General features: G+C 63.6%; 22 protein-coding genes and 1 tRNA gene. 7 read left to right on the top strand and 16 right to left on the bottom strand.

Annotated elements, in window-relative coordinates; genetic code table 11:
* Positions 1-37: 37 nt before the first annotated feature.
* The 4 genes from JFC13_RS10820 to smc all read right to left on the bottom strand — a co-directional run bounded on the left by JFC13_RS10820 (position 38) and on the right by smc (position 6,913).
* Positions 38-1,258, bottom strand: a complete 1,221-nt coding sequence (locus JFC13_RS10820) for an ammonium transporter (protein ID WP_198397070.1) — start codon at positions 1,256-1,258, stop codon at positions 38-40.
* A 131-nt stretch (positions 1,259-1,389) separates the two neighbouring features.
* Positions 1,390-2,532 (bottom strand): signal recognition particle-docking protein FtsY, encoded by a 1,143-nt coding sequence (gene ftsY / locus JFC13_RS10815; protein WP_198397069.1) that lies wholly within the window; start codon positions 2,530-2,532, stop codon positions 1,390-1,392.
* A 180-nt stretch (positions 2,533-2,712) separates the two neighbouring features.
* Positions 2,713-3,114: a hypothetical protein gene (locus tag JFC13_RS10810; RefSeq protein WP_009885107.1), complete on the bottom strand. Its 402-nt coding sequence runs from the start codon at positions 3,112-3,114 to the stop codon at positions 2,713-2,715.
* Positions 3,115-3,313: 199 nt separating this feature from the next.
* Positions 3,314-6,913 carry a chromosome segregation protein SMC gene (gene smc, locus JFC13_RS10805; protein ID WP_198397068.1) on the bottom strand — a complete coding sequence of 1,200 codons (3,600 nt, stop codon included), beginning with the start codon at positions 6,911-6,913 and terminating at the stop codon, positions 3,314-3,316.
* An 86-nt stretch (positions 6,914-6,999) separates the two neighbouring features.
* Here smc and JFC13_RS10800 point away from each other — a divergent pair.
* The 3 genes from JFC13_RS10800 (at position 7,000) to JFC13_RS10790 (ending at position 10,048) form a co-directional block, all read left to right on the top strand.
* A tRNA-Asn gene (locus tag JFC13_RS10800) sits at positions 7,000-7,072 on the top strand.
* Between the two features lie 263 nt (positions 7,073-7,335).
* A complete protein-coding gene (locus tag JFC13_RS10795; protein ID WP_232488462.1) occupies positions 7,336-9,174 on the top strand; it encodes a BCCT family transporter in 1,839 nt (612 codons plus the stop codon).
* 445 nt (positions 9,175-9,619) lie between these two features.
* The gene (locus JFC13_RS10790; RefSeq protein ID WP_198397067.1) at positions 9,620-10,048 is read left to right on the top strand and encodes a hypothetical protein; all 429 of its coding nucleotides are present in this window, start codon (positions 9,620-9,622) and stop codon (positions 10,046-10,048) included.
* 131 nt (positions 10,049-10,179) lie between these two features.
* Here JFC13_RS10790 and mutM read toward each other — a convergent pair whose 3' ends face one another.
* The 7 genes from mutM to JFC13_RS10755 all read right to left on the bottom strand — a co-directional run bounded on the left by mutM (position 10,180) and on the right by JFC13_RS10755 (position 15,105).
* A complete protein-coding gene (gene mutM / locus JFC13_RS10785) occupies positions 10,180-11,103 on the bottom strand; it encodes a bifunctional DNA-formamidopyrimidine glycosylase/DNA-(apurinic or apyrimidinic site) lyase (RefSeq protein WP_198397066.1) in 924 nt (307 codons plus the stop codon).
* A gap of 10 nt (positions 11,104-11,113) precedes the next feature.
* Positions 11,114-11,818, bottom strand: coding sequence for a ribonuclease III (gene rnc / locus JFC13_RS10780; RefSeq protein WP_198397065.1), 705 nt, complete (start codon positions 11,816-11,818; stop codon positions 11,114-11,116).
* Positions 11,819-11,821: 3 nt separating this feature from the next.
* Positions 11,822-12,025: a 50S ribosomal protein L32 gene (gene rpmF, locus JFC13_RS10775; protein WP_009885115.1), complete on the bottom strand. Its 204-nt coding sequence runs from the start codon at positions 12,023-12,025 to the stop codon at positions 11,822-11,824.
* A 2-nt stretch (positions 12,026-12,027) separates the two neighbouring features.
* A complete protein-coding gene (locus JFC13_RS10770; protein ID WP_198397064.1) occupies positions 12,028-12,546 on the bottom strand; it encodes a YceD family protein in 519 nt (172 codons plus the stop codon).
* Positions 12,547-12,667: 121 nt separating this feature from the next.
* Complete coding sequence (locus JFC13_RS10765; RefSeq protein WP_198397063.1) at positions 12,668-13,855, bottom strand: MFS transporter; 1,188 nt, start codon at positions 13,853-13,855, stop codon at positions 12,668-12,670.
* Positions 13,856-13,858: 3 nt separating this feature from the next.
* The gene (coaD, locus tag JFC13_RS10760) at positions 13,859-14,347 is read right to left on the bottom strand and encodes a pantetheine-phosphate adenylyltransferase (protein ID WP_198397062.1); all 489 of its coding nucleotides are present in this window, start codon (positions 14,345-14,347) and stop codon (positions 13,859-13,861) included.
* On the bottom strand, positions 14,344-15,105 hold the full coding sequence (locus JFC13_RS10755; protein ID WP_198397061.1) for a GntR family transcriptional regulator: 762 nt from the start codon (positions 15,103-15,105) through the stop codon (positions 14,344-14,346). The genes coaD and JFC13_RS10755 overlap by 4 nt, the downstream gene beginning before the upstream one ends.
* 115 nt (positions 15,106-15,220) lie before the next feature.
* Between JFC13_RS10755 and ehuB the strand changes: the two genes are divergently transcribed.
* Genes ehuB through ehuA form a run of 4 tightly spaced genes read left to right on the top strand, consistent with a single transcriptional unit; the run spans position 15,221 to position 18,379 of the window.
* Complete coding sequence (gene ehuB, locus JFC13_RS10750; protein WP_198397060.1) at positions 15,221-16,102, top strand: ectoine/hydroxyectoine ABC transporter substrate-binding protein EhuB; 882 nt, start codon at positions 15,221-15,223, stop codon at positions 16,100-16,102.
* A 24-nt stretch (positions 16,103-16,126) separates the two neighbouring features.
* Positions 16,127-16,918, top strand: a complete 792-nt coding sequence (ehuC, locus tag JFC13_RS10745) for an ectoine/hydroxyectoine ABC transporter permease subunit EhuC (RefSeq protein WP_198397059.1) — start codon at positions 16,127-16,129, stop codon at positions 16,916-16,918.
* Entirely contained in the window at positions 16,915-17,574 is a 660-nt protein-coding gene (gene ehuD, locus JFC13_RS10740; protein ID WP_198397058.1) for an ectoine/hydroxyectoine ABC transporter permease subunit EhuD, read from the top strand. The genes ehuC and ehuD overlap by 4 nt, the downstream gene beginning before the upstream one ends.
* Entirely contained in the window at positions 17,561-18,379 is an 819-nt protein-coding gene (gene ehuA / locus JFC13_RS10735) for an ectoine/hydroxyectoine ABC transporter ATP-binding protein EhuA (protein ID WP_232488461.1), read from the top strand. The genes ehuD and ehuA overlap by 14 nt, the downstream gene beginning before the upstream one ends.
* Before the next feature lie 75 nt (positions 18,380-18,454).
* On the opposite strand, the gene JFC13_RS10730 is transcribed toward ehuA, so the two are convergent.
* From JFC13_RS10730 to JFC13_RS10710, 5 genes are read right to left on the bottom strand one after another with little or no spacing between them, the layout of a single operon-like run.
* On the bottom strand, positions 18,455-18,736 hold the full coding sequence (locus tag JFC13_RS10730) for a hypothetical protein (RefSeq protein WP_198397057.1): 282 nt from the start codon (positions 18,734-18,736) through the stop codon (positions 18,455-18,457).
* Positions 18,733-19,527 carry an RsmD family RNA methyltransferase gene (locus JFC13_RS10725; protein WP_198397056.1) on the bottom strand — a complete coding sequence of 265 codons (795 nt, stop codon included), beginning with the start codon at positions 19,525-19,527 and terminating at the stop codon, positions 18,733-18,735. Before JFC13_RS10725 ends, JFC13_RS10730 begins: the two co-directional genes overlap by 4 nt.
* A 31-nt stretch (positions 19,528-19,558) precedes the next feature.
* A complete protein-coding gene (locus JFC13_RS10720; protein ID WP_198397055.1) occupies positions 19,559-21,706 on the bottom strand; it encodes an ATP-dependent DNA helicase RecG in 2,148 nt (715 codons plus the stop codon).
* Entirely contained in the window at positions 21,703-23,367 is a 1,665-nt protein-coding gene (locus tag JFC13_RS10715) for a DAK2 domain-containing protein (protein ID WP_198397054.1), read from the bottom strand. The genes JFC13_RS10720 and JFC13_RS10715 overlap by 4 nt, the downstream gene beginning before the upstream one ends.
* A gap of 1 nt (position 23,368) precedes the next feature.
* Positions 23,369-24,460 (bottom strand): thiamine-phosphate kinase, encoded by a 1,092-nt coding sequence (locus JFC13_RS10710; RefSeq protein ID WP_198397053.1) that lies wholly within the window; start codon positions 24,458-24,460, stop codon positions 23,369-23,371.
* Positions 24,461-24,471: the final 11 nt, after the last annotated feature.

Raw genomic sequence — 24,471 nt, 5'->3', positions numbered from 1 at the left:
TGACACCGACCGGCCCCTTGGCGAGAGATTTCGGGACTCAGCGGAACGAGTAGGCCTGCTCCGCGTGTTCGAAGGCATCGATGCCCGCCAGCTCGTCTCTGGGGTCGATGCGCAGCCCCATGGTCTTCCGTAGGACGAGAGCGATCACCAGGGTCACGACTCCGGCGTAGATCAGGGCCACGACCGTGGCCACGATCTGCGACACGAGGAGCCCGAGTCCTCCACCGTGGAAGAGCCCGGCGGCCGAGTCAGCGCTCGGGACCGCGAAGAGTCCGATCATCACGGTGCCGATGACACCGGCGACGAGGTGGACGCCGACGACGTCGAGAGCATCGTCGTAGCGGAGGCGGTTCTTCGCCTCCACAGCGAGCACGGCTCCCGCACCAGCTGCGATTCCGATGATGATCGCCGCGTACGGTTCGACGTTCGCACAGGCGGGGGTGATGGCCACGAGACCAGCGATCGCGCCGGAGACGCTGCCGATGCTGCTGGGGCGAGTCGCCCGTATCCGCTCGATTGCGATCCAGGTGATCATTCCGGCGGCAGGGGCGGCCAGGGTGTTGACCCAGATCAGTCCGGCCTGCTCGATCGTCGAGGCGGCTCCACCGTTGAATCCGAACCAGCCGAACCACAGCAGCGCCGCGCCGAGAACGGTGATCGGAATGTTGTGGGGTTTGTGCGGTGTCGAATAGCGGGCCCGGCGGCCCATGACGACGACGAGCACGAGAGCGGAGATTCCCGCGTTGATGTGCACGACCGTTCCGCCGGCGAAGTCGATCGCGGGCCCGAAGGCGCTGCCGATCACACCCGACTCGCTGAGCAGTCCGTCGCCCCAGACCATGAAGGCCAGAGGGCAGTACACCACGGTGACCCACAGCCCGGCGAAGACCAGCCAGGTGGAGAACTTCGCCCGATCAGCGACGGCACCGGCGATGAGTGCGATCGCGATCATCGCGAAGGTGGAGCCGTAGCCGATGGAGATGAGAGTTTCGGGTTCGTTGGCGACTGCGTCGGCGAGGCCGATCTGGGACAGCGGGTTGCCGACGATCCCCAGCACGGAGCCCCCTGAGCTCAGTCCGTATCCGAAGAGGACCCAGACGAGCCCGCCCATCGCCATTGCCGAGAACACCATCATCATCATGTTGATGCTCGAGGTGATTCGGGTCATGCCGCCGTAGAAGAAGGCCACACCAGGGGTCATGAGCAGAACCAGGCCGGCCGCGACCATCATCCAAACATTCACTGCGTCGAGTTCCATGTCGTCTCTTTCACGTCTCTGTCGGCTCCGGTTGGAACCGAACAGTGACAGTGTCCATGACGGATGTCACACCAGTGAGTCGATCATGTTTCCAGCATGTGACACAGGCGCTCTCACACTGGAGAATACGGTCAGTCGAGCAGTGCGTCGACGAATCCTTCGGCCGTGAACGGCGCCAGATCGTCGGCACCCTCACCGAGGCCGATGAGCTTGACCGGAACCCCGAGCTCACGCTGGACGGCCACGACGATTCCGCCCTTGGCGGTGCCGTCGAGTTTGGTGAGCACGATCCCGGTGATGTTGACCGCCTCGGCGAAGACCTTGGCCTGCTGCATGCCGTTCTGCCCGGTCGTGGCGTCGAGGACGAGGAGCACCTCGTCGATCTCGTGTCCCTCGCCCAGAGGGCGTGTGGCCACACGCTTGACCTTGCCGAGTTCGTCCATCAGGCCGATCTTGTTCTGCAGGCGTCCGGCCGTATCGATGAGCACGACGTCGGTGCCGTCCTCCTTGCCGCGTTCGACGGCGGAGTAGGCCACAGAGGCGGGGTCGGCACCCTCTTCGCCGCGGACGGTCTCCACGCCGACGCGACCGCCCCAGGTGGACAGCTGCTCGGCGGCCGCGGCACGGAACGTATCGGCAGCACCCAGCAGCACGCTCTGATCTTCAGCGACGAGCACACGGGCGATCTTGCCCACGGTCGTCGTCTTGCCGGCACCGTTGACTCCGACGACGAGCATCACGGCTGGGTCGCCGTCGGTGCCCGCGGTGGCAAGTTCACGATCCATGGAGGGATCGACGAGTTTGATGAGTTCTTCCCGAAGCAGTCCCCTGACCTCTTCCGGTTCACGGGTGCCGAGGACCTTGACGCGTTCGCGCAGTCTGTCGACGAGTTCGGTGGTCGGATCGACTCCGACATCGGCGAGGATGAGGGTGTCTTCGATCTCTTCCCAGGTCGATTCGTCGAGGTTGTCACGCGAGAGCAGGCTGAGCAGCCCGCGGCCCAGTCCGGAATTGGACTTCGCGAGGCGTTCGCGCAGACGAACGAGTCGGTTCCCAGGTTCGGTGGGAACCTCGGATCCGCGTGTGGCAGCCTTCTCCTTGGCGACCGCCTCGGAGATGTCGTCGATCCCCCGTTCGCCGGTGACATCGGCGTCGATGCTGCGTTCATCGCGCAGCCCCTTCTTCTTGGCGTTGACGCGCAGGGTGATGCCCAGCCCGACGACCAGAATGAAGACGATGGCTGCGACGATGAGCAATATGATCGGCTGATCCATTGACGTACGTCCTCCTTTGATTACCTTCCCTGGTCCCACGTTCTCGCGCGGTGACCGCCGGTCAGGGGTGCTGAGCCGGCCGTGCTGCACGCATCGGCTCGAGGCCGTTGTGCGTTGCGGTGGCCCGCACCCCAGCGCCCCGCTGTCTCGGGGCGCGTGTGATGATGTCGTGTGGTCCGGTCAGGAACCTCGGCTGCCGAAGAGCAGGCCGGCTGTGGTTCTCCACCCTGTGCCGGACTCAGGGATCTTCCAATGACGGGTGCGCGGCCTCACCGTCAGCAGTGAGGGTGCGGCGTGACGGCGCGGCTGGGGCCGCAGGACATAGGAGTGGTCCCGAATCGCGGTGACCGCGGCCTGTTCCCGAGTCGCCAGGTGGGAGGTGCCGTCGTCATGACCGAAGAATTCGTGGACCTCGTCGTCGTACCCGGTCCATTGCCCCGGCAGTCGAAACCGCTGCACATCGGATGAGTACTTCAGGCGACCTTCAGCCCTCAGGCCCGGCAGTGCGACGAGGAGCACGACGATGAGGGCCAGCGCGAACGATACGGCGAGTCCGACGATGACGACGAGTACTGCATTCATGCTCGCGAGTCACCTCGTGATTCAGCCGACTCGGCCATGGACGTCCCGCTCCTCAAGCTTTTCGACAATGCTTCCCTGCGCTCAAGTCTATCGTTCAAATCCACGACATTCGTGTTCAGGGGCCGTGAGCCTGTTGGAGAGTTCCCTGGGACTCCCCTGGACATCTCTGCCGAATCGGCCTCCCGCGAATGGCTGCCGCTCATGGGATCCGCTGCGAGATGACCTTCGACACGCCATCTCCGTGCATCGTCACCCCGTAGAGTGCATCGGCGATCTCCATCGTTCGCTTCTGGTGGGTGATGACGATGAGTTGAGACGAGTCCTGCAGCTCTTCGAACACGGTCAGCAGGCGGGACAGGTTGAGATCGTCGAGGGCGGCTTCGACCTCGTCCATGACGTAGAACGGGCTGGGCCTGGCCTTGAAGATCGCGACCAGCATGGCGACGGCGACCAGTGACCGCTCACCGCCGGAGAGCAGGGACAGTCGCTTGACCTTCTTGCCTGCAGGCCGGGCGTGGACGTCGACTCCAGTGGTCAGCATGTCGTTGGGGTCGGTCAGGCTCAGGGATCCCTCACCGCCGGGGAACAGGCGGGAGAAGATGTCTTCGAATTCCCGCGCGGTGTCCGCATAGGCCTCAGCGAAGACCCGTTCGACGTGCCGATCGACCTCGTCGACGAGCTTCATCAGGTCCTTCCTCGAGGACTCGATGTCGGTGATCTGCTTTTCGAGGAACTGGTGCCTCTCCTTGAGTGCTTCGTATTCCTCGAGTGCCAGCGGGTTGACCGTTCCGATGCGTTTGAGGGCGGCGGCCGCCTGCTTGTGTCGTTTCTCGACCTCGGAACGCACATAGGGGCGTTCCTCCTCGCTGTCGTCGAAGGCCGGGACCGGAATATGAGGGCCGTAGAGCTCGACCAGCCGCTCGAGGCCGAGTCCGGTCTCCTCCCCCGCCCGGTTCTCGATCTCTTCGAGTTTGAGTCGGAATCGTTCCTTGGCGAGTTCGGCTTCGGCGGCAGCGTCCTTGAGTCGCTGCAGTTCTGTGCGCGTGGTGCCCAATTCCTCGCCGAGGCGGCCCTTCTCCTCCCGCAGCTGCCCGCGCTCTTCGACGAGGACCTGAATCTCGGAGCCGAGCTCGGACACCGTCGTCTCTGCGGCTGAGGTCGCGTTCTGTGCGGTCTCGACGATGAGCAGCGCAGAGGCGGCCGATCTGTTCTTGCGTGCAATCGTCCGCTGAGTCTGCTCGCGTGCGGTCTCCTCTGCCGTGGCCTGGCGAAGCAGGGAGTCGACCCGCTCGGAGAGGAATCGAGCCCGATCCGTGGCCGCCTTGTGACTGATTCGGGTCTCGATGACGTCTTCGGAGGACTGGGACACCTTCCGGCTCAGTTCATCCCGTTCGGAGGTGTCGACGACCTCTTCGACCTCGTCTGCCCCGGCGAGTGCGGATTCGGCGGTGCGGGCCTCGCGTTCGGCCGTCTCCAGTCGTGTCGCGAGCTCCGCTTCGTTGTCCTTGGCTCGCTGCAGGCGAGTCTGGGCTGTGGTGATGTCGCCCGTGATTCGGGAGACCTCCTCCCCGGCGGCCATGATCGCCGCGTCCGAAGAGTGCAGTTTCTTGAGCGCCGCGGAAGCTGCCGCCTTCGCCTCGGCCAGCTTCGCCTCGACCCGGGCGATGTCCGCATCGATTCGGGTCCGGTCCTGCTCCAGTTCGGTGATGGAGGAGCGAGTCTCCTCGAGCGCGGTCTGTGAGGCCAGGCGGGTGCCAGAGGCGGTGCGTGCCCGGCTGACCCGGGTCGCGGTGAGGATCTCACCGCCGAGGGTGACCACCGTGAGTTCGGGGCGGGAGTCGATGATGGACAGCGCGCCGGCGGCATCGTCGACGCACACGACCGTCTCCAGCGCGGAGTTCAGCAGTTCGCTCAGTTCGGGCACATCGCTGCTGACCACATCGCTGAGCCACCGGACCGACGGTGCGCCGTCGTCGGTCCCGCTGAGTTCAGGCAGTTTCTTAGCCGCTGAGCTCGTGCTGGTCACCTGGTTCGAGCCCTTGCCGGCACCTGCGCCGGCGCCTGCTGCAGCGCCCATCCTCGCCCCTGCCGGGATCGTCAGGTGGACATTGGTGTCCTCGCCGAGGTGGTCGAGCACTGTCAGTGCTACCTGAGCGGAGTCGACGAGCACACCTGAGACCGTGTTCGACAGGGCTGCCGCCACGGCCATCTCGAACCCATTGGCCACCGACAGCCGCTCGGTCACAGCGGAGCCGACTCCCGGCAGATCCGCGTTCACGATGTCCTCGAGATCGGCTTCCAAGGCTGTGCCGAGGGACAGCGCCTCTGCTCGGGCCTCTGCCGATGCCAGCTCCGATGCGGTCTTCGCCTTCTGCGCCTGCAGTCCCTCGAGGTCGGTCTCCAGCGTGGTCTGGGCGTCCTTGGCGGTTTCGTACTCCGTGTCGAGTTCGCTCTCTCCTGCCTCGACCCCTTCGACGGCCGCCTCAGCGGTGCTCAGTTCCTCGCGGCGTTCGGTGATGCGGGTCGATGCGGTGTCGATCTCTGCCCGGTTGGATTCGATCCGAGCCGTGAGGTCGCTGATGCGCTCACGCGCCTGGGAGCTCTTCGACTGCAGTGCCGACCTGTTCTTGATCGCCTCGGTGATGGCCAGCTGTGTGGCTTTGACCTCGTCTTCGGCCTTCTTCAGTGCCAGTGCAAGCTCTTCTTTGCGCATCTGACTGCGGTCCAGTGCTGCCGCGGATTCCTCGACCGCCCCCTCCGCGGTGCGAAGCTCCTCTTTGTGGTGCTCGGCTTGGGACCTCAGCTCTTCGGGCGACTTCGTCTCCCGGCGGCCCAGACTCGCGACCTCGGAGAGCAGGTGTGAGCGTTTGTCCTCGGCACGTTGGGCGATTCCTTTGGCACGCACGATCTGGGTCTGTGTCCGTGATTCGGCGGTGCGCAGGTCCTCGAGCTCGGCATCAAGAGTGCCCAGACGTGTCTCGATCTCCTGCAGTCGCTGCTCAGTGCGGGAGCGGCGATGCTCGAGGTCGCCGATGCGGTCGCTGCCGTCCTCGCCCTCAGCGCTCGAGGTGGAGGCCAAGGAGGCCTGCAGGCGCACCGTGTCATCGGCCAGCAGTCGTGCAGCGGAATCGCGCAGGGTGGCCTGGACGGTGGCGGCCTTCTGCGCGGCTTCGGCCTGGCGCCCCAACGGCCCCAGCTGCCGGTTGAGTTCGGTCCGCAGATCGGAGAGGCGATCAAGGTTCGTCTGCAGGCCGGTGAGTTTGCGGACGGCCTTGTCCTTGCGTCTGCGGTGTTTGAGGACGCCGGCGGCCTCTTCGATGAAGCTGCGACGTTCGATCGGATCGGCGTGCAGAATCGCGTCGAGACGACCCTGCCCCACGATGACATGCATCTCTTTGCCCAGACCCGAGTCGTTGAGCAGCTCCTGGATGTCAAGGAGTCGTGCCGGGGTCCCGTTGACGGCGTATTCACTTCCCCCGGTGCGGAACAGCGTGCGGGAGATCGTGACTTCGGTGTAGTCGACGGGAATGGCTCCGTCGGTGTTGTCGATGGTCAGGGCCACCTCGGCGCGGCCCAATGCCTGACGCTTCGAGGTTCCGGCGAAGATCACGTCGTCCATCTTTCCGCCGCGCAGATTCTTCGCACCCTGTTCGCCCATCACCCAGGACAGCGCGTCGACGACGTTGGACTTGCCGGAGCCGTTGGGGCCGACAACGCAGGTGATGCCGGGCTCGAATCTGAGAGTCGTGGCCGAGGCAAAGGACTTGAATCCTCGCAGGGTCAGGCTTTTGAGATGCATTGTCCACCCAGCATATCCCGAAGGAGTTCCAACAAATCTCGAATCTTTTGATAGAGTATCTCCTCGTGCGCCGAATCCGGTGCCTTTCCTCCGTAGCTCAGTTGGCAGAGCATTCGACTGTTAATCGAAGGGTCGCTGGTTCGAGCCCAGCCGGGGGAGCTGATCTGGGCCCCGTCGTTCGCGGCGGGGCCTTGACCATGCCCGGGAAGAATCGCCGTCACAACGGCGAAGTCTTGACCAGCTTCGCGTCTCATCTAAGAAGATCAATGGTGTGAACCGATAGGAAACTGACAAATCGGACTAGTTTGGACTCAGCGCCCCAACCGGCCCGAAGACAATCAATGCCGTCCATGAACAGGAAGGAGCGCCGATCACGACCGCCTGCAGGACACCTGCGACGCTGCTGACCGGCAAGCATCCCTATGAGCAGTGAAACGACAAAGACTCAGGACCTGATACGGCGCCTGAAGAATCCGACCACGAAACAGAGCCCACTGATCCGCAAGGGCGTCGACAAAGTGGTGTTCTTCACGGCCGGAGTGCTCGCAGTTGCCTTCGTCATCTGGGGCTTCTTCTCTCCCGAGAGCCTCGGGGCTGTCGCAGGAACCCTGCTGACCGGCGTCATGGACAACTTCGGCTGGCTCTTCGTCATCGCCGCCACGATCTTCACGATCTTCGTCATCATCGTCGCTCTGTCCAAGTTCGGGCGCATCCCGCTGGGCAGGGACGATGAGAAGCCTCAGTTCAAGACCTCATCGTGGATCTCGATGATGTTCGCCACCGGCATGGGCATCGGGCTGGTGTTCTCCGCCGTCGGTGAGCCCCTGTTCTTCTACATGTCTCCCCCACCGAACACGGTCGATGGTTCCACTGCCGAGGCAATGGGCACCTCGATGGGCACCACTCTCTTCCATTGGACCCTCTACCCCTGGGCGATGTACGCGATCGTCGGCCTCGGCGTCGCCTACGGTTCCTTCCGTCTCGGTCGCTCCCAGCTGTTCTCGTCGATGTTCACCCCGCTGTTCGGCGAACGTGCGGTCAACGGTGCCGGCGGCAAGGTCATCAACATCCTCGCGATCCTCGCGACGCTCTTCGGCTCGGCCTGCTCGCTGGGCCTCGGCGCGATCCAGATCGGCGGCGGCATCGAATCAGCGGGCGTCATGTCCGATGTCTCCTCTCCGATTCTCGTCATCATCATCGCGATCCTCACCGCGGCCTTCGTCGCTTCGGCCGTGTCCGGTGTCGAGAAGGGCATCCAGTGGCTGTCGAACATCAACATGGTGCTGGCGATCATCGTCGCGCTGATTGTGTTCATCGGCGGGCCGACGCTGTTCATCCTCAACGTCATTCCGTCCTCTCTCGGTTCGTTCATCCAAGATCTGCCGCAGATGGCATCCCGGACCGCGGCCAATGGCCAGGACGTCAACACCTGGCTGTCCTCGTGGACCGTCTTCTACTGGGCCTGGTGGGTCTCATGGTCGCCCTTCGTCGGCCTCTTCATCGCCCGCATCTCGCGCGGCCGCACCGTGCGTCAGTTCGTCCTCGGCGTCCTCATCGTTCCTTCGGTCGTCTCGACCATCTGGTTCGCGATCTTCGGCGGCGGAGCAATCGGCATCCAGGAACGTGCTGAGCGCGGCGAAGGCACAGTCAAGGCCCTGGCGAAGATCGTCGACGGTGAACCGGACATCAACATGGATACGATCCTGTTCGATCTCCTCGGCGCTCTGCCTCTGCCCAACGCCATCGCCATCATCTTGATGGTCGTCACGGTCATCCTCATTGCGATCTTCTTCGTCACGGGCGCCGACTCCGCGTCGATCGTCATGGGCACGCTGTCGGCCAACGGTCGAGAGGAGCCCGGCAAGGGCCTCGTCCTCTTCTGGGGTGTGGCGACCGGTGCAGTGGCAGCGGTGATGCTCCTGGCCGGAGGTTCTGATCCCGCCGAGGCCCTCGAAGGTCTGAAGAACATCACGATCGTGGCGGCATTGCCCTTCGTCATCGTCATGCTGCTTCTCTGCGTGGCCGTGTGGAAGGATCTCTCGCGAGATCCGCTGATCATTCAGGGACAGCTGGCCAATCACGTCCTCGAGCAGTCGGTCGCCACGGCCGTCAACGAGTACGACGGAGAGGTCTTCGGACTCGAGACGTCAGAGCTTCCTGTCGAGGAACTCGAAGACGACAAGGAAGACGCCGAGGCGGGCTCTTCCGAATCGTCTGACCTCGGTGACGCCGATCACGAGCACAGCGACACCGTCAAGTAGCCCCTTGTCGCGGTGCTGACCGCGCGACATCGGTGATTGCGAGAGGCGGCCGGTGAGACTCGATGAGAGTGTCACCAGCCGCCTCTCGCCTGTCGCATCGGTGTTGGAATGCCGACACGGGCTCAGGCGACAGCGTTACGCAGTCTCGGCGCGTCCGATCTACTGGTACCGCGTCGGACAAGCCGTCAACGCTAAAGACGGACGCATCCGCCGTCGACATAACAGCCGTCCTCCCCGTCCCCGCGCCCACCATCCACCAAGTCGGACGCCGCGGACACCTCGGCGGCTACTGCGAGACCACCATCAAAGAGACCAGGTGGCACTCAACCAAACGGTGACAAACGCGGCTTAATGCAATTGACAGGCAAGGGCGAAACCAGTCGTCCTAGAAAGGACGACAGACGTGGTCAGTTTTCGCGTCCGCGCCCTCCGATAGCGTGCATACATGAGACGAACAACAACCGCAGTAGGACTCGCTGCACTGCTCGCCATCGCTGGATGCTCAGGCAGTGACCCCGACGAAGCGCCGCTCGAGTTCGCAGACAACGAAATATTCAACGACCACATCGCCGACAAATATGAGGGCAGAGCAGAACTCAACGGCGGAAGCGACCTGATGGTTGGCGTCGAATCCAAGAACTCAGAACTCCAAGACCAGGATCGGACGGTGAAAGTCCTCGAAGACGTCGGCGAGGGCGTGACATTCGACGACAAGACGGTATCCATCTCCTCCAAGCCTGACAAAGGCGAATGGGGAGACCAGTACACCCGTGATGTTGCCGAGAAAGTTGCAGGTGCAAAGGCCGGAGACGGATCAGTTATCGTAGCCAAAATTTGGGACCACACCGAACGCGGATACAACACGGCTTACTAGGCACCCACATTCCGCGCCCCCAGACCAGCCGCTGGTCGCGGAGCCCGGGCTCGCACAGGGAAGCCCTTTGCGAAAGTTTTCGACGTCAGTCCTAGTTGGCGTGAAACGTCGCCGAAAGACTAGCAGAACGATCAGCGATACCGCGGCGGGCGCTGGCAGTTCGGGCAGAAGTGGCTGCCTCGTCCGCCGATCGTCATCTTCTCGATCTCGGTGCCGCAGCGCACGCACTCCTGGCCGCCGCGCCCGTAGACGAGCAGGGCACGGTCGAAGTATCCGGACTCCCCGTTGACGTTGACGTAGAGCGCGTCGAAGCTGGTCCCACCCACGGCCAGCGCATCGCTCATCACCCGCGACGCAGAGTCGAGGACCGCGGCCAGGCGGGACTTTCGAGTGCGAGCGGGGATCGCCAGCGGGTGGATGCCGGCCCTGAAGAGAGCCTCATCGGCATAGATGTTGCCGATGCCGCTGACCAGGGACTGGTCGAGCAGCGCCGATTTGACCACCGTGCGCTTATGAGAGAGCTGTTCGAGAGCAAGGCCGGGTTCGAAGGCCGGTTCCAGAGGATCGGCTGCGATGTGATTCGCCGAGGCGGGCACGAGCCGACCATAGGCGTGCACCAGCGGCTGTACGCCGAGATGGCCGAAGATCCGTTGGTCGATGAAACGCAGCTGGAGGCTCTCGCTCCCCCGCTCGAGGTGGAGGATCGCCCGCGTATGCTTGTGGATCTCGTCAGCCGTATCGTGCACGCGCAGCTGTCCGCTCATGCCGAGGTGGACGAGCAGGCTGAGTTCAGGGGCAGCCGGCTCGGCAGCCGGACCGGCACCAAGGTCCTCCCCCAGGGTCAGCCACATGAACTTGCCGCGACGTTCGGCGCCGATGATCCGCCGCCCGGACACCGCTGCGACGAACTCGTCGGCTGCGGAAGCATTGATGCGACGCTGGGACGTGGTGCCGAGAATTCGGGGGTCGATCACCTCGGCGCCGGTGATGGTGGTGCCGGCAGTCCATTCGTGGACGCCCAGACGCACGCTCTCTACCTCGGGAAGTTCGGGCATCAGGAATGCCTCAGCGCGTGTAGTCCGGATAGATGGTGCGGATGGCCTTGACGGCGACTTCCGCGGCTGCCGCTTCGGCGTTCTTCTTCGAGGAGCCGTCGCCGGTGCCCCAGCCGTTGTCACCCAGCAGGGCGGTGGCGGTGAAGACCATGGCGTGATCGGGTCCCGAGGAGACGATCTCGTAGCTCACGGCGCCCAGATCAAGATCGGCCGCTGCTTCCTGCAGGGTCGTCTTGTAGTCCATTCCGGCACCCAGATTCACTGCGTCGGAGAGCATACCGTCGATGAGGCGGTGGACGAAGGCGAATGCCTCTTCACGTCCGCGGGCAACGAAGGTCGCGCCGATGAGGGCCTCGACGGTGTCGGCGAGGATCGAGTCCTTGTTGCGGCCGCCGGTGAGCTCTTCGCCCTTGCCCAGGAGGATGTGGGGGCCGATCTTGTGTCTGCGCGCGATCGACGCCAAGGCTTTGGTGTTGACCACGGCGGAGCGCATCTTGGCCAGTGAACCTTCGGCCAGATCCGGGTTGTCATAGTACAGCGACTCGGTGGCCACGAGGCCCAGGACGGAGTCGCCGAGGAATTCGAGACGCTCGTTCGTGGGTATGCCGCCAGCTTCGAAGGCGAAGGAGCGGTGTGTCAGGGCGAGACGAAAAGTCTCGGGATCAATATCGATCCCGAGACTCTTCTGCAATTCTGCTGTGGTGTCAGTTTCCACAGGTCAGACGTCAGCGACCTTGCGTCCCTTGTATTCAAGGAACAGCGGGGTGCCGGCTGCGTCTTCGACAACTTTGGCCTGGTGAGGGCGCGAGTACACAACGCGACCGTTCTCCACAGTCTTGACCAGGCTGGGAGCCTGTGCCTTCCACTGCGAACGACGGTGGCGGGTGTTGCTGCGCGACAATTTACGCTTTGGAACAGCCACGTCTAGCTCTCTTTCTTCTCATCCAACAAACTCTTCAATGATGCGAACGGCGAATCCGATTCGCTGTCGTCGACCTCAAGGTCCTCACCGAGGGTGAAGCTGAACTCTTCGCTCCGGTCCTTTGACGGACTGAAGGGCAGAGCCATGACAACAGCGTCTCTGATCGCGGGCTCGAGGTCGAGCTGATCGCGGTCGATGAGGTAGGAATCCTCGTCGCCATCGGCCTGCTCATAGACATACATCTCTTGGATGTCGACATCTATAGGCAACTCGATTTCGTCGAGAGTCCTCACATCTTCGCCGCGAGCCGTGGCCGAGACTGTGCCCGACACGTAGATTCCCTCCGACACGCTTTCGAACATCAGCTCGAGTGTCAGTGGTGAACCTTCTGCGACCCCGATCACTTCGATCTTGAGATCCGCTGGAGCAGACAGGGTGGTGTTCACCCGTTCCCATTCACCAGGATGACCGAGCAATCCCATCGACCTGAGATCGTAGACGAACTCAGACTGCTTCTTCATGCTCACTCCTCCTTTACGTGATTGAGGATGCTTACTCCTGCGTTCACACGCGACTCACCATTCTAGTCATCATCGCCTGTCATTACCAATCGAGCTTCGAAGTATGCGCAGGTGTTCCTGGTCACCATTTCTCGTGCTGGTTGCGCCAGGTCACACCACCGGCGGCCAGGAGCAGTGCCCCGGAGATCGTGAACACGATCCCGGATCCGGCGAGGACGGTGAGCAGGGAGGCCGCCGAGGGGATCGCCACCTGGCTGAGTCGGTTGCCGGCAAGGCGGATCGACAGCACCGCTGCCCGGTTGGCCGGGTCCGACAGGGTCGAGACCCAGGTCATCGTCAGCGGCTGGGTGAGTCCGAAGCAGAACCCCGCGATCAGCAGGAGGATCGCGAGCATCCACGGCTGCGTGAACACCGGGATGAGAATGATGCAGACACCTGCCGCCGCCGAGGCGGTCCACAGTAGCGAGAGGCTGCGCCACTTGCGTGTGAGCTGCCCGATGATCAGCCGCGAGACCACTGAGGCCAGTGTGCGCACGGTCAGCAGCCAGGTCACAGTCGTCACCGACAGCCCGTTCTGCTGCCCGATGAGCGGCAGGTAGGCCGTCATCAGGTCGACCGCGGCCAGGGTGGTCATCGACGCGAGGATTGCGGGCTTCATCCCCCGGATCGAGAGCAGGGACCAGGGCGTACGGGCACCTTTGGCCGCCTCGGCGCGGGAGACATGCGGTGTCCGGCCGCGGAGCATGACGATGACGGCAGCGACCAGCGTCAGCGCGGAGATGCCCGTCATGAACCACAGGGCGTTGACGATCTGCGGGGCACCGTCCGTCGCGCCGGCGATGGCACCTGCCACGGGCAGACCGATCGTCTGCCCGATCGAGACGCCGAGGGTGAGGTAGCCGAACTTCGAGGTCAGCGCCGAGGCGGGGAAGCTCTGTGGAATCAGTGCCTGCGATGCAACGGTGGTCAGCAGCTGCCCCAGGCCCAGGCACATCGTGGCGATGAGGAGGACGCCGAGGTTGGGCGCCATCGCGGCGAGTCCGACGGGCACGATCGACAGGATCGTTCCCGTCCACAGCACAGCGGTGGCGTATCCGCGGTCGACGAGCCGGCCGACGAGGAGTGCTGTGAGCAGCGGCACGAGGGAATAGCAGGCGGTCATGAGCCCGAGGACGACTCCGCTGCCGCCGAGCTCCAGTGTCCGGTAGGAGATGAGGACGCGCACGCCGTTGTAGGTGGCATGAGCGACCACGGTGTGGAAGATGAGGCCGAGGAACCACGCCCGAGAGGAAGAAGAGGGAATCGGCATGCGTCAGCGGCTGGCGTTCAGCGCCGACAGCACTGCGCCCGGGACGAGACCTTCGATGTTCCCGCCGCCGGAGTGAACTTCCTTGATGAGCGAGGACGAAACGTGTTCGTACTCGGGGTTTCCGGGGACGAAGATGGTCTCCAACTCGCTCAGATGCTTATTCATCAGGGCCATCGGCAGCTCGTAGGCGAAATCCGTGCCCGAGCGCAGCCCTTTGACCACTGCAGGGGCTCCGATGGAGGTGCAGTAGTCGACGAGGAGGCCGCCGGCGACGGTCTCGATGGTGACGTTCCTCGCCGCTCGGGTCCGCTCATCGTCGGCCAGCGAGGCGCGGATGAGATCGGCTCGGACCTCGGGATCGAATCGTCCGGATTTCTTGGGATTGTGCACGACGGCAACGACCACCTCGTCGAAGAGTCGGGCGCTGCGGGCAATGACATCGAGATGACCCATGGTGATCGGGTCATAGGAACCGGGGCAGACAACCTTCATGCCTTCATCGTATCTCTCAGCTGTGACCACTGGTCGTCGACGAGCTTGTCCTGATCGTCGGCCCTGACGATGACAGCCCCGGGTTCCGTCAGGGGGTTGTGCAGTCGTGCAGCGGCCCCGGCCATGACCCTGCCCACGACCGCCAGGGACCGTGCTTCGTTCCCGTCTGCGATCGCCTCGTTCAGTTCTCTGTGTGTCTCGATGAGGTCGCACCTGACCTCATATCCACGCGGGTCGGAGAGTGAGAGCAGGCGAGTGTGGACCATCGACACCTTCATCAGGTCGCTGAGCCTGACCGACCCGGAGCAGGCGACGATCGAGTGATGGAAGTCGAGGTCGGCGTCGCCGATGGCGCGGGCGGTGTTCCCCTCGACCGCGAGCTCGAGTTTGGCCAGCGCCTGGTGGATGCGGGCAATCGGCTTTCCCGCTCGGATGACGATCTTCACGGCCTGTGCCTCGATGGCCTCTCGGACGGCATAGACGTCATCGATGTCATCAGACGTCATCCGCTTGACCCAGACACCGCGGCCGGGCGCGTGTGTCATCACCCCTTCGCTGACGAGTCGCTGCAGAGCCTCCCGCAGTGAGGGCCTGGAGACGACGAGGAGCTCTGCTGTGCGCACTTCGTTGATGGACTGCCCCGGCGCCAGTGAGCCGCTGTAGATGGCGTTCCGAATCTGGTCGGCGATGAGGTCGATCGTCGAGGATCTGATGACCTTGCGGAGGACGGGGAGCTCCGAAGTCGGGGGTGAAGGCATATCACGATCATATAACGTTGTCTGACAGTGTGACATCCGGACAACAAAAGTATTGAATAGTGTTCCTGAGACGCATGTCACGAAGATGTGTCGACGTTCAACGAAAGGGACAGCTATGAAAGCCATCAAGGGGCTTGCCGCCGCGACCTCGATCATCGCCCTGACGCTCACACTGGGGGCATGCGGTGGAAGCGATTCCGATAAGAGCACTCTCCAGAAGGCCATCGATGACGGGAAGATCTCCGTCGGCTTCGCCGGTGAGGCACCATACAGCTTCGAGAAGGACGGCGAACTCCAAGGAGCATCCGTGGCAATGGCGAAGGCCGTCTTCAAGGAGCTCGGCGTCGACGACGTCGAGGGCGTCAACACTGAATTCGGCTCACTGATCCCCGGTCTCAACGCCGATCGCTTCGGCGCGATCTCCGCCGGAATGTCGATCCTGCCCGATCGTTGCGAACAGGCTGCCTTCGGCAATCCTGAGTTCATGTACACCACCGCCCTGATGACCAAGAAGGGCAAGCAGGACGGCCTGAAGACCCTCGATGATGTCAAGGAGAAGGGCCTCAAGCTGGCCACCATGACCGGTGCCGTTGAATCCACCTATGCCGAGGACCTCGGCATCAATTCCCAGGAAGTCGGCACTCCCCAGGACGGCATGGACGCCGTGACCACGGGCCGTGCTGATGTCTTCGCACTGACCGCCATCTCACTCAACTGGATGGCCAAGAACAACAAGGACGCCGGCGTCGAGGTCAGCGAATCCTTCGTCCAGGAGATCAAGGGAGTCCCGCAGATCGGTGCCGGCGCCACGGTCTTCCGCACAGATGACACCGAACTTCGGGACAAGTGGAACGAGAAGCTCGACGAGATCGTCGGCGACGAGAAGAAGTACCTCGATGTCGTCGGTGACTTCGGCTTCACGAAGGAAGAGCGCCCTGACGGCGAGATCACGACCGACCAGCTGTGCAAGGGCGAATTGCCCACAGCAAAGTCCTGATCCGGTCCTTGGCCACTCCCGATCATGACTGACAATGTCACAACGTTGCTGAATTTCCTCCCACAGCTGTGGGAGGGAATTCAGACAACGCTCATCCTCACCATCGCCGGCTCGATCGGCACCATCATCATTGCGATCATCCTCGGACTCGCGATGACCTCTCCTCACGCCTGGATGCGCATCCCCGCCAGGATCGTCGTCGAATTCTTCCGCGGCACATCTCTGCTCGTCCAGATCTTCTGGCTCTTCTACGTCTTTCCGCTCCTCGGAGTCGAACTCGATCCCCTGATGTGCGGCATCGGTGCCCTCTCGCTCAACTACGGTGCCTACTCCGCCGAGGTGGTCCGATCGTCGATCAAAACGGTCAACCCCGGCCAGTGGGAGGCAGCCATCGCGCTCAGCCTCTCGCCGGCTCGGCGTATGATCCGCGTCATCTTCCCCCAGGCCTGGGCCCTGATGATCCCGTCCCTGGCGACCCTGCTCATCCAGCTCCTCAAGGGCACGGCAGTGGTCTTCTTCATCACGCTCAGTGACCTCACGGACAAGATCCAACAACTGCGGCAGTCGACGGGCGACACCGTCTTCGCGTTCACCGTCGGCCTCGTCATCTACTTCGTCATCGCCTGGCTGATTCAGGAGCTCATGAACCTTCTCGAACGCCAAGCCACAAAACGACTGGGACGCAGACGCCCGAACTCGCGGTCCGATCGACGTGAAGCCCGTCGAGACGCTCGTGCGGAATCGAAACGCGACGCCGGTGCCACGACCGTTTCCGGCCCGAGTTCCGGGAACGTCGGATACGGAGGTGCCCTGTGACCTGGAACTGGGAATTCGCCGCCGAAGCGCTGCCGATCCTCCTCCAAGGATTCGTCAACACACTCATCGCCACCGTCGTCGGCACCGTCATCGCCGCGATTCTGGGCCTTCTCATCGCCGTTGCGATCCGCACGCTGCCCCGTTGGATCAACTGGCTGGTCAGACTGCTCGTCGCCTTCGTCCGCAATACGCCGCTGATCGTGCAGCTGATGTTCGTCTACTTCGCGTTCTCGGACATCCCCGGCCTGGTCAGCATTCCGGCGCTTGCCGTCGGCTGCATCGTCATCGGCATCCACTATTCGACGTACATGTCCGAAAGCTACCGTGCGGGCATCGACTCCGTGCCCCCTGGGCAGCACGAGGCCGCAACAGCTCTGTCTCTGCCGCCGGTGCGCACATTCACCGCTGTCGTGCTTCCGCAGGCTCTGCGCGCCACGATCCCGTCATTGGGCAACTACGCCGTGGCCATGTTCAAGGACACCCCGTTCCTGTTCGCGATCTCGGTCGTCGAACTCGTCACCTCGGCGAAGCAGTTCGGTGGTTCCACATTCGCCTACACGGAGGCCTTCACCTTGGCCGGGCTCATCTTCCTCGCCGCCAGCTACCCGACGTCCCTGCTCATCCAACGATTGGACAAGCGCCTTGCCACCTACTGAGAACACCTCATCAACTCCGACGGCAGATCCCGCAAGCTCGGCCACACCGGCGATCGAGTTCAAAGACGTGGAGAAGTCCTTCGGCAAGACCACCGTCCTCAAGGGCCTCAACTTCAGCGTCGCTCCCGGGGAGCGTGTGACTCTGATCGGGCCCAGCGGTTCGGGAAAGACGACGATCCTCCGCCTCGTCATGACCTTGGAGGAGCTGACCGGCGGCTACATCTTCGTCGACGGCGAACCGCTGACGCATACGGAGAAGAACGGCAAGCGAGTCGAACTGCCGTCGAAGACGACCCGCGCCATGACGACGCGGATCGGAATGGTCTTCCAGCAGTTCAACCTCTTCCCCAATATGACGGTGCTCGAGAACATCATCGAGGCGCCCATCCACGTGCTCGGCAGATCCAAGGCCGATGCCGTAACGGAGGCGAAGTCGCTGTTGGACAAGGTCGGACTTGCAGACAAGGCCGATGAGCATCCCACTCGCCTGTCGGGCGGTCAGCAGCAGCGTGTGGCGATCGCACGGGCACTGGCGATGAGTCCGGAGATCCTCCTCCTCGACGAGGTGACCTCGGCTCTCGACCCGGAGCTCGTGGGAGATGTCCTCGGAGTCCTCCGCGATATCGCAGAGACGACCGACATCACGATGCTCCTGGTCACTCACGAGATGCAGTTCGCCCGAGAAGTCTCACACCGGGTGATGATGTTCGACGGCGGCCAGGTCCTCGAAGAGGGTCCGCCGGATCAGATCTTCAACAATCCGCAGCATGAGCGCACGCGCACGTTCCTCTCCAGCGTGCAGTAACTCAGCAGAGGCCCTCCGGTGTGCAACTCAGGTGGGCCTCTGCTGTTCCGTGGGCTTCAGCCGTCGCGGTGGGCTTCAGCTGCGGATGCGGCGCACGAGCCGCCAGATCCTCACGACGACTGCAACGGCGATGAGCACCATGGCCACCCAGAACAGGATGTCCGAAGGCCCGGCCCAGAACACATCGGAGCGCCCCACCGGGTCCGCTGCGTTCGTGCCCGCGTCGCTCCCGCCTGCACCGGCATCAGCCTCCGACTGACTTCTCAGCCACCTGAGTGCCGACCAGAGGAGCAGCAGACCCACCCCGCAGGCGGCGAACACCCAGGGTGTGCGGTACCAGGGACGGTGAGACCTCATGCCGACTCGTCTGCTGCCGTTGCACCTGCTCCGCTGGCGACATCCGCTGCCTCTTCAGATTCGGCCTTGAGCTGGACGAAGTACAGTGCGGTCTCACCGAACGTCTTCGAACGGAAGACCTCTAGGGCGGCCGGCATCGTCGGTTCGGGCGCTCGTGATGCCCGCTCGACCACAACGATGGATTCCATGTCGAGGAGCCCAGCGAGTCGACCCAGGATCTGGGTGACGGCATCCTCCCCCAACGGGTAGGGCGGATCCATGAACACCAGGTCGAAGATGCGACCCCCATCGTCATCACGATCGCTGCGGGCCTCCAACACCTGACCGTCCTGAACCTCATCAAGGCCGCTGCCGAGCGATGCTCGCCCTCCGTCGTCCGCTCCCTTTGCGTGGAGTTCGGGGTCCGCTCCTCCTGCGTGTCCTTCGGGTCGCCGCTGCGTCGACGCATGCTGTCCCGGACCTCGCTGGGAGCTGAGGAAGGAGACGACATCCGAGGAGTGGATCCGAGTCGAGTGATCGATTCCGAGCTTCTGGGCATTCGACTCGACTGCTCGAGCCGAAGCGCTGGCCGAATCGACGAAATCGACTTCGGCCGCACCTCTGGACATGGCTTCGAACCCGAGCCCACCGGAGCCGGCGAAGAGGTCGAGGACGTTCGCGGCTTGGAGGACCCCGTAGCCGTCGAGCATGGAAAACAGGGATTCCTTGACCCGGTCTGAGGTCGGGCGGGTATTGGATCCGCCCGGTGCGACGAGCTTGGACCCTTTGAACGCACCAGCGATGATTCTCATTGCGCTTCCTCCTCATTGGGGTGATCCGACATCAGCTCGCCTCGATGAAGTGAGCCGATTCGGCGGGCAGGACTCTATTGATGAAGGTACGCAGGGCCGGCAGTGAACTCAGATCGGGGTCGACGGAGATGATCTTCTCCGCAATGGTTCTCGCCTCTTCGACGATCGGCGCGTCGCGCAGAATGGACAGGTGCTTCAGCGACGATCCTCCCCACTGCGAAGCTCCGAGCACATCGCCTTCTCCCCGGGTGCCGAGATCATACTCGGCCAGGGCGAAGCCGTCGAGGGTGCCAGCGACCTCACTCAGGCGCTCAAAGCTCTCATCGGATTCGGATGCCTGGGTGAGCAGGAAGCACATGGCTGCGCTGCCGTCTCGTCCGACGCGGCCGCGCAGCTGATGGAGCTGAGCGACACCGAATCGCTCCGCTTCGAAGACGACCATCATGGTCGCCCGCGGCACGTCGACTCCCACCTCGACGACGGTCGTGGAGACCAGGATGTCGGTCTCGCCAGAGACGAACGCAGCCATCGTCCTGTCCTTCTCCACCGGTGACATCCGCCCATGGAGAAGCTCGATCGAACGAGACCCGAGCTCATCGGAGTTCTGAAGCTTGTCCCGCAGGTCCTCAATCCCCTCTCTGCTGCCGACCACCTCACCTGTTTCGGGATCTTCGATGTCGGAGGGGTCGATCCGCGGGAAGACCACGAATGTGCCGCGGCCGTCCTCGGCCGCCTCGTCGATGAGCTGGAGTACCCGGCCCAGCCAATTCGGATGGTCCCCCAGTGATACAGCGTGGGTGGTGATGTCCTTGGTGCCGGCGGGCATCTCGTCGAGAGTGGAGACATCGAGATCGGCGAAGACGGTCATCGCGACGGTCCGCGGGATCGGCGTCGCGGACATCACGAGGGTGTGCGGGACCTTGAGTCCGGCCTTCGCCCGGAGGGCCTCACGTTGTTCGACGCCGAACCGATGCTGCTCGTCAACGACGATGAGGCCCAGTTTGTCGAACATCGTCGTATCCGACATCAGCGCATGCGTGCCGACGACGATGTCGATCTGACCGGTGGCGAGGTCGAGTGCCAGCTGTTTTCGTTCCCGGGCCGGCATCGACCCCGTCAGCAGCGCCACCCGCACCTGATCATCACTCGAGAGCAGAGGACTCAGCGCCATCTGATCGCCGAGGAGGCTCTCAATGGAGCGGAAATGCTGAGTGGCGAGCACTTCTGTGGGCGCGAGCATCGCAGCCTGAGCTCCCGAATCGACGGCAGTGAGCATCGCCCGCAGCGCCACGACGGTCTTGCCGGAGCCGACGTCGCCGTGGAGCAGCCGATGCATCGCCGTCTTCCGGCCCATGTCAGCCTCGATCTCCTCTCCGACCCGCAGCTGAGAGGCCGTGAGGTAGAAGGGCAGACTGTTGTCGAACCGTTCGCTTCTGGCTCCGACGTTGAGCAGAGGGGTGGCCTCGAGCTTTTCGTAATCGGCCTTGCGGGAGACGAACTCCGCCTGCAGGGCAAGCGCCTCTTCCCATTTCCAACGCTGTTTGGCCTTCTCCGTGGCCCCTGCTGACCTGGGCCGATGCATGTCGTTGAATGCGGTGCGCAGGTCGGGCAGGTCGAGGTTCTCTCGCATGGCGGTCGGCAGCGGGTCCTCGAACTCGGCAGGGTCAGCGACATCGAGGAGAACCTTGATGGCCTTCCACAGTCGCGTCTGCGCGATGCCCTTGACCCGTGAGTAGACGGGGAACGGGGAGTTGAGGTCCTCCGGGGTCCACTTCTCATCGTGTTCGTCCCGATTGAGCCAGGTGGGCGAGTTCAGGGTCAGCTGCCCGCGGTATTCCTCGACCTTCCCGGCGAAGACGACGGTGAGTCCGGGCACCAGCTGGCTGTCCAGCCAGCGCTGGTTGAAGAAGGCGATCTTCATCGACTGCTGTCCGTCGTGGACGATGACATCGGTGATGGTGCCGCGGCGCTTCTGCATGCGCCGGGTGTCGACGGAGATGACCTCGGCCTGGAGAATCGCGGTCTCCCCCAACGGGAGCCCGCCCAGGGGCGTCTTCTCTCCGGGCACGAGGAATCTGCGCGGGAAGAAGCGGAAGAGATCCGCCACCGAGGTGATTCCTCGCTTCTTGAGTGCACCGCGGTCTCGTGCGGTGAAGTAGTCCTCGAGGCGGGCGCTCATTCGACTCCCATGATGAGGAGCGTCGCCCGGTCCCTCGAGTCGATGTCCTGGAACCTCACCTGAGAGTGTGATTTGCGGATCCAGTCCCGCAGGTGCGAGAGGACATCGGGTGCGCACCCGGGACCGTGGACGACGGTGAGGAGCTCTCCCCCGGCGCCCAGGAGACGATCGGCGAGCTTCTCGACCAGGGTCGTGAGTTCGGTGCTCTGAGTCTTCACCTTCCCGTCGATGAAGACCCGGTAGAACTGCGAGGGATGGGAGAGCGGAATCCTGCGCATGCCCACCGTGCTGGAGTCGAGCATGGAGTCAGGATCCGAACTCGCTCCCGGAACATCGTCGATGACCGGCAGGGCACCTGTAGGCGGGTTGAGGGCAAGCTGTTCGGCCGAGACGATGGTGCCCACACGGGTGCCGGCGGCAGCCTCGGTCATATCGGCGAAGATCTCCGCGGACGGGGCGAAGGGATCATGGACCGCGAGCGCCGAGAGCAGAGTGGCGACATTGCGGGAGCGGACCACCTGTCCACCGGAGACCTGTCCCAGTGCTTTCAGGACGGTCGTCGAGCTGGGGACGACGATGACCGCACGTTCTTCCTCGGCGATGATGTCTTTGGTCATGGCCCGCACGTCACCGGAATCCGGCGTCAGGGCACTTGCTCCGTTGAGCGCGCAGTGCATGAGGAGCCCGGTGCCCGAGACGATGGCCACCAGGTGGGTTTCGCCCTCCTCCTCGTGCAGACGCAGGTCTTCCATATCCAGGCGGGCGATGCCGTAGCCGGAGAGGTGGTCGAGAATGGTCACGGCGGTGGCCTCGTCGGCGACGTGGACGTGTACCTTGGGTCCGTTGATGACGATCGATGTCCCACCGAGGTCATCGAGCGCCTCGGCGAGGGTGTTCCCCGTATTTTCGGAATCGGTGGATGCCGGATACGTGGCCAGGATGGCGACGATCTCGAGTTCATCGGCACTGGCCTGATGGACGATGCGGGGTGACCTGGTGACTTCGCCGAGCATCGAATCCTGCGGTGTCCGGCCGGTGACCGTGGCGTAGAGGAGATCGAAGAGCTCCACGATCCCCGTCGAACCGGCATCGACGACCTCGGCTTCGCGCAGCACTGGCAGCTGCCCGGTGGTCTCGCGCAGTGCCGAGCGGGAGCGGAGGCGCACCGCGGAGATGAGGTCGATGAGGTTCGCCCCATTCTCGGCCTTCTCTGCTGCCTCCGTGGCCATGGCGTCGAGGACCGTGAGCATGGTGCCGTCGACGGGCCGGGCCACGGACTGCCGGGCCCTGGCGGAGGCGAGTTCGAGGGCTGCGGCCATGGCTTCGGGCGTCGCTACGGTCACGCCCTCCAGCGCATCGGCGACGCCTTGGAGTGCGACTGCGAGGATGAGTCCGGAGTTTCCGCGAGCACCGCGTCCTGCCCCCTCTGCGAGAGCCGCAACCACCTGGGGCAGCGTGACGGGTCCGGTGAGTTCTTCGACAGCCAGGTAGGCGGCGCGCAGGGTGTGGTACATGTTCGTGCCGGTGTCGCCGTCGGGTACTGGGAAGACGTTGAGTTCATCGATTTCGACGCGTTCCTTGCGCAGACGATCAACGGCCCGCCGAGCCCACCTGGCGGCCAGACGCCCGTTGAGGCCGATGGCTTGATTGGGTCCGCTCATGTCACTTCCCGAAATGGCTGAAGCCGCTCGTCGGCACCGGTGCGCCGTCGAGACTGACCCCGCTGCCGACTCTCATCTCTCCGATTCTCCGCCAGCCTACCGGAGGTGTGTCGAACTGCGCCGACGACGCGACGAAGCCATGGTCCTCTCCCCCGTTGAGCACCCAGGCCAACGCCAACTCCTCGGCCTCTGCGGCAGCCTGTGCGGTCTCTTCGTCCGACTCAGCACCCTCGATGGCGCCCACCAGGTGCCGTGCTGCAGGCAGCAGCTCATCGATGAGCTCTTGGAGTGAGGCGCGGTCGATCCGAGCGTGGACTCCCGAAGCCGACGCGATCCGTCCCATATCCGTGCTCAGCCCGTCGGAGACATCGATCATCGCCGAGGCTGCCCGCATGTTCAGGACGGCCGCATAGTCCGGCTGTGGAGCCAGTTGGGTGGTGATGAGTGACGTCAGGCTTTCATCGAGTTGAGGATCGTTCCGGGCGTCCCCGGCGTCCCGGGCGTCCCCGGCGTCCCGGGCGCCCCCGGCGTTCCCGTCGACACCGGCGAAGAGGAGATCCAATCCGGCTGCGGCGCGTCCGATGGTGCCTGCCAGGTAGATCGAGTCGCCCGGCCGCGCACCCGAGCGGGTGATCGCTGCATGATCGGCGACGGTGCCCAACGCAGTGATCGCGATGACGATGAGGCCCGAGGATGAGAGGTCTCCACCGATGATCGGGATCTCGCAGCCCAGTTCCTCACCGGCACGCCCCGCCTCGGCGACAATGCCGGCAAAGAGCGCTTCGAGGTCCTCTATCTCGGTCGAGTTCGGCACGGCCAGTGACACCAGCAGCCCATGAGGCCTGGCGCCCATGACGCAGACATCGGAGAGGTTCTGCGCTGCGGCTTTGATCCCGAGCCGGCCCCAGTCGAGCCAGGCGCGGGTGAAGTCCTCGTTCTCCACGAGCATGTCCGCGGTCGACACCAGGTTGCCGTCAACCGCGGTCACCGCGGCATCGTCTCCGGGTCCGATGATCACCTGCGAACCGGTGCGATTGTGAGAGAGGATGCGTTCGAGCACGTGTGATTCGCCAAGTTCGGACAGTCGGGTCATGGCTCAAGGTT

The organism is Brevibacterium antiquum, assembly GCF_016107655.1.
Lineage (GTDB): Bacteria > Actinomycetota > Actinomycetes > Actinomycetales > Brevibacteriaceae > Brevibacterium > Brevibacterium antiquum.
This window is presented reverse-complemented; position numbering and strand designations above follow the sequence as displayed.

Excerpts from the sequence above, each read along its gene's own strand:
- JFC13_RS10820 (WP_198397070.1), bottom strand. The coding sequence starts at position 1,258 with ATGGAACTCGACGCAGTGAATGTTTGGATGATGGTCGCGGCCGGCCTG.
- ftsY (WP_198397069.1), bottom strand. The coding sequence starts at position 2,532 with ATGGATCAGCCGATCATATTGCTCATCGTCGCAGCCATCGTCTTCATT.
- JFC13_RS10810 (WP_009885107.1), bottom strand. The coding sequence starts at position 3,114 with ATGAATGCAGTACTCGTCGTCATCGTCGGACTCGCCGTATCGTTCGCG.
- smc (WP_198397068.1), bottom strand. The coding sequence starts at position 6,913 with ATGCATCTCAAAAGCCTGACCCTGCGAGGATTCAAGTCCTTTGCCTCG.
- JFC13_RS10795 (WP_232488462.1), top strand. The coding sequence starts at position 7,336 with ATGAGCAGTGAAACGACAAAGACTCAGGACCTGATACGGCGCCTGAAG.
- JFC13_RS10790 (WP_198397067.1), top strand. The coding sequence starts at position 9,620 with ATGAGACGAACAACAACCGCAGTAGGACTCGCTGCACTGCTCGCCATC.
- mutM (WP_198397066.1), bottom strand. The coding sequence starts at position 11,103 with ATGCCCGAACTTCCCGAGGTAGAGAGCGTGCGTCTGGGCGTCCACGAA.
- JFC13_RS10770 (WP_198397064.1), bottom strand. The coding sequence starts at position 12,546 with ATGAAGAAGCAGTCTGAGTTCGTCTACGATCTCAGGTCGATGGGATTG.
- JFC13_RS10765 (WP_198397063.1), bottom strand. The coding sequence starts at position 13,855 with ATGCCGATTCCCTCTTCTTCCTCTCGGGCGTGGTTCCTCGGCCTCATC.
- coaD (WP_198397062.1), bottom strand. The coding sequence starts at position 14,347 with ATGAAGGTTGTCTGCCCCGGTTCCTATGACCCGATCACCATGGGTCAT.
- JFC13_RS10755 (WP_198397061.1), bottom strand. The coding sequence starts at position 15,105 with ATGCCTTCACCCCCGACTTCGGAGCTCCCCGTCCTCCGCAAGGTCATC.
- ehuB (WP_198397060.1), top strand. The coding sequence starts at position 15,221 with ATGAAAGCCATCAAGGGGCTTGCCGCCGCGACCTCGATCATCGCCCTG.
- ehuC (WP_198397059.1), top strand. The coding sequence starts at position 16,127 with ATGACTGACAATGTCACAACGTTGCTGAATTTCCTCCCACAGCTGTGG.
- JFC13_RS10730 (WP_198397057.1), bottom strand. The coding sequence starts at position 18,736 with ATGAGGTCTCACCGTCCCTGGTACCGCACACCCTGGGTGTTCGCCGCC.
- JFC13_RS10725 (WP_198397056.1), bottom strand. The coding sequence starts at position 19,527 with ATGAGAATCATCGCTGGTGCGTTCAAAGGGTCCAAGCTCGTCGCACCG.
- JFC13_RS10720 (WP_198397055.1), bottom strand. The coding sequence starts at position 21,706 with ATGAGCGCCCGCCTCGAGGACTACTTCACCGCACGAGACCGCGGTGCA.
- JFC13_RS10715 (WP_198397054.1), bottom strand. The coding sequence starts at position 23,367 with ATGAGCGGACCCAATCAAGCCATCGGCCTCAACGGGCGTCTGGCCGCC.
- JFC13_RS10710 (WP_198397053.1), bottom strand. The coding sequence starts at position 24,460 with ATGACCCGACTGTCCGAACTTGGCGAATCACACGTGCTCGAACGCATC.